The organism is Streptomyces sp. NPDC007346 (genome assembly GCF_040703535.1).
Taxonomy (GTDB): Bacteria; Actinomycetota; Actinomycetes; order Streptomycetales; family Streptomycetaceae; genus Streptomyces.
In genome coordinates, this window is sequence record NZ_JBEYKR010000263.1 from 1 (window position 1) to 4,344 (window position 4,344).

4 protein-coding genes are annotated in these 4,344 nt (G+C 62.1%); all 4 read right to left on the minus strand.

Features of this window, described 5'->3' with window-relative positions; genetic code table 11:
• Window positions 1-803 (minus strand): phage major capsid protein (locus AB0917_RS33695; RefSeq protein WP_366823515.1); only part of this gene is annotated, 803 nt, incomplete at its 3' end.
• A gap of 14 nt (window positions 804-817) precedes the next feature.
• Window positions 818-1,693 carry a head maturation protease, ClpP-related gene (locus tag AB0917_RS33700; RefSeq protein WP_229589027.1) on the minus strand — a complete coding sequence of 292 codons (876 nt, stop codon included), beginning with the start codon at window positions 1,691-1,693 and terminating at the stop codon, window positions 818-820.
• 13 nt (window positions 1,694-1,706) lie between these two features.
• Complete coding sequence (locus tag AB0917_RS33705) at window positions 1,707-3,104, minus strand: phage portal protein (protein ID WP_366823516.1); 1,398 nt, start codon at window positions 3,102-3,104, stop codon at window positions 1,707-1,709.
• Window positions 3,104-4,344, minus strand: a 1,241-nt coding sequence (locus AB0917_RS33710; RefSeq protein ID WP_366823517.1) for a terminase TerL endonuclease subunit, incomplete at its 5' end; no start/stop codon positions are given. The genes AB0917_RS33705 and AB0917_RS33710, both read right to left, overlap by 1 nt.

The window sequence follows — 4,344 nt, forward strand, 5'->3', positions numbered from 1 at the left end:
CGTTTCTCTACCTCGAATGCCGGGACGTACTTCGAGGCCTGAGGGACGATACCGTGCAGGTGCACGCCAGTGCCGTCACCGAACAGGATCTCCTGCTCCTCGACGTACTTGAGGCCGTAGCGCATTTCGACGTCGATGGTCGAACCCAGCTGAGCAAAGTCGTCCAGGATCTGCTTGGAGGCCTTGAACATGTGGGCGATAGTCGACACCGCGGTGAGCTTCGACGCGAATTCGATGCTCGAGTACGGCTTGGCGGTGCCCTCGGCCACGACCTTGGCGGCGTTGGTGAAGCCGGTCTGCTGCACCCAGAAGATCGCCGGGGCGGTGGTTCGGCCCGGGGCAATCAGGTCGCGGATGAACAGGCGCTGCTTCGGCGCAGTGTCGATGCCGGGAAGGCGCTGAGGCTCGACGATGCCGGCCGGAACGTCAGTGGACAGCAGAGCCGCGCTGACGGGAATGTTCACCCGTTTTCCGCCTTCGACGCTGGCCGAGAACTGCTTCAGCGCTTCGCTCTTGATCACGACGCCGCCGAGGCTGTCCTGGGCTTGCTGGGTGCCAGCCGACGGCCGGCGCGCGAACTCCTGCTCGAGCTCGCCCAGCTGGGCTTTCAGCTGCTTCTCGGCCTCGGTCAGGCTGTTGAACTTGGTCGCCAGTTCGTCGACGGCATTCTTGGTTTCTTCGGACAGGCTTCCGGCCTTCTTTGCTTCGTTAAGCGCGTTCTCGGCCTGCTTGCTGAAGTCGCTGGTGGCCTGCTTGAGCTCGGCGGAAACCTGCTTCAGCAGGTCAGCGGTGTTATCTGCCATGGAATTTTCTCCGGTTACGTGAGGGCTGCTGCCGAGAACCGCGACATGGCGGCCTGTAGATCGGCAAAGTGGTTGGCCAAGTCGGCCTGGTTTTCGGCAGCGCTGCGCGTACCGGAGGGGGCAGCGCCAGGCGTACCCCCCTTGAGTTCTTGGATCAGGGAGCGACGCTCTGAGCGAGGCATGCCCTGTTTGGCCAGGATCGTATCCAGGCGTCGCGCCGCGACCTGCTGAGGCGCGATGGCTTGCGGGTCTTCCTGGGCCGCATCCGATGGGAGCAAGCCGTCAGCGAAGCCAGCCTCGACTGCCGCACTGCCGCCCATCCAGGTCTCTACGTCCATCAGGGTGCGCATCGCTGCGGCTTCATCGCCCGTCCTAACCGCGTAGATGTCGGCCAGGGTTGCGTCGATCTGGTCGAGGAAGTCAGCCACCTCGGTGAAGTCGTTTCGGTCGCCAGCGGCGATGGTCCAGGCGTTGTGGATCATCATGAAGCCGGCTCGGGCGATCTGGATTTCATCACCGGCCATGGCGATGAACGACGCAGCCGAGGCAGCCAGGCCAAGCACCTGAACGGTTACCTTGCCCCTGTGCTCGCGCAGCAGGTTGTAGATCGCCAAGCCCTCGAAAACATCGCCGCCTGGGCTGTTGATCTTCACGGTGATGTCTTTGTCGCCAATGCTGCGAAGCGCGGCACTGATGCGCTTGGCGGTGACGCCCTCGCCCGTCCACCAGTCCATACCGATTGGGTCGTACATCGTGATAGTGGTGGAGTCGTCACCGGCTGCCGCCTTGATCGCTGGATTCCAGCGCTCCATGGCCTTGGGCAGTAGGTCGGATTCGACGCGCGCGTGCGGCCGCACCGCCGGCGCTGCCGGTAGTGTCTTGAGAGTCATGGGTTGCTCCAGGTCAGGCCGCTTTGAGCAGCGGCATCGATATCAGCGCGTGGGCCATCATTGGGCCGTCCGGGTTTCCTGCTTCCAGAGCCTGGGACGCCAGCTCGACCGCCTTGTTGATGGCCTCGCGGTCGTCGTTGTTGCGCGCCGAAACCAGCCGAAGCATGAATGCCGAGGCTGCCGGCGATACGCCTGCTGCCGGCTTGCCGAGCTCCTCCAAAGGCACAAGTGCGGACTGGACCGTATAGGTGTCGCCGCCCGGGATCGGCGGATAGTTCTCCAGCCGCCGCACCTCGTTGCGAGACATCCAGCCATTTTGCAGGGCCGTGTTGTACCAGGCTGCGCGGCCCGAGTTGTCTGCACGCAGCAAGCCCTCAACCGCGAACTCGGCGTAGTAGTCGTCGGCATCGGCCTCACCGATCAGGCAGCGAGTGATCTCCTGCTCTATGTTGACCAGCAATGGCCGCAGGCTGTTTGTAAGGAAGTGAAGATTCTGCGCTTCAACTGAGGCAGCCCAACTGGACTGCTTGTCCATGTGCCCGACCATGAACGGCGGCACGCGGAACCAACGGCACATTTCCTCGATCCCGAAAGACCTGGACTCAAGCATCTGTGCAGCCTCAGGGTTCATCGTGATGCCCTGGTACTTGAAGCCCGCCTCCGCCACCATGATCTTGCCGGCGTTCTTCGATCCCATGAACGCCTGCATGCTGGCGCGAAGCTGCTCACGCTGCTGCGGCGTGATCTTGGCATCGCTGCTCAGGATGCCCGAGGCCTGCATCCCCTGCGCGAACACCTTCGCCGCAGCCTCCTCTATCGCCATCGCCGAGCCGAAGATCTCCCGCCCAGTGGTGACCGGAAGCATCCCGCACACCCCGTCTAGGCCAAAGCCACGGATGTGCATCAGGCTCTTCTCGGGAATGTCGCGATCCACGCCATTCTCGTTGTACGTGTACTTCAGGCGCCCGTTGTCCTGCCGCTTCACCCTCATGCACTGGGGAAGGAGAGGTACCAGGGCGATGATCCTGCTGCCGATCATCTTCTTCTCGATGAAGGCATTACCTCGAAGGCAAATACTCGCTACGACCAGCAGCATGAAGCGCTGCGGGGTCATCTCGGCGTTCGGAATGCGGCACAGCACACGGAACAGTGGATGATCTTTGGCGACCTCTCGAGATCCATCAGGGAGGCGCCGGTACAGCTTGAGCGGAAGCGTTGAGACGGATTCGGACAGCAGCCTCACACACGCCCATACCGTGGACAGCTGCATGGCCTTGTCGACCGAGACATGCTTTCCAGATGCGGAGCTGCCGAACCACTCTTGCCAGAATGCGCCGTCCTTCAGGCCAATGGGCACCCCGAGCCAGTTTTGAAGCGCAGCCTTCACCCGGCCCGGTTTCTTGTCGGCCATCAGATTCCTACCATGATCGGGTTATCAAAGAAGCCCTGGAGATCACCAGAGCCTTCCGGGTTCAGCGCCATCAGCGTTGCCGCATCGAAGGTCGCCATCAGCGGGTCGATTTTGGCGGTGCCGCTAATCTGCTTGTTGATCGCGATTGCGTTGCCGACCTGCACGGTCTTGGCGTTGCCCACGCACCAGGCCATCAGCCGGGAGCCGCCGTGAATGAACTCACCGCCGGCCACCTTGCGCTCTGTGGTCTTGATCGCACCATTCAAGCGCCAGCCTTGAGACACTGAAGCGATTCTCTCCATAGTGATCCCGCGCTCCTCGGTGGTGAGCTCGTCAATGATGTCGCCAATCCCCGCCGCATCGACGCCGATGGCCTGCTTTTCAGGCAGCAAGCCGGCATCTCGTACTTGGCAGATGATGTCGGCAACGTCCCGCACATCGTCGCCGGGCAGATCGACAATGGTCAGGTCACCGTCTGCCGCAAAATCCTGCAGGACGCTGACGATGTCCTTGCGACGCTCCAGCGCGATCTTGTGTGCCCAAGCATGAGCCCAGTGCAGCCATCGACGGCTACCTCGCTCGCGACCGATCAGGCTCAGACCCAGAAGGTCGTCCAGTCCGCCGCCGTCGATTCCAGCCACTACCACTTCACTTCGAAGCAGCAACTCATCGAGCGTCAGGCTTGTATCGCCCCGCCCTTCCCAATGGTCGGCGCCGGCCCAGCGGTTGGCTCGCAGGTTCATGCCGATCTGGATATTGAGGTGCTTGGCGAAGAATTTCCGCTGACTGCCCTCGTCCTTGCGGAGGTTCTTCGCCAGTTCATCTTCCAGCCATTCACGGCTGACCGACCGCCCCATATTGGGGTTGGTGACGTAGAAGTTTTCCGGCTGGAGGTAGGCCTTGCTCTTGACCATGGCCTCCGGGAACTCGTACAGAACCCCCAACGACTTGCGGTCATTGACTACCCCGTCGCGAACATCCCGGTAATAGCTCAGTTTCTCTTCGAAGACCCCGGCAGGCGGTTCGTCGCTCTGCGTCGACAACAGGATCACAAACCCTTCCTCCCGGGAGATCTGGCCGCCGGTGGCCTCCATCAGCATGGCGTCGGCGTTCGCACGCTTGCCGAACACCCAGACCTCGTCGACCAGGATCTTGCCGGACTTCTTGCCCGAGACCGTGTCGGTGTCGGCCGCCACCACTTTCAGCGCCGCGTTGTTCACCCGATGGGTGATGGTGCGAA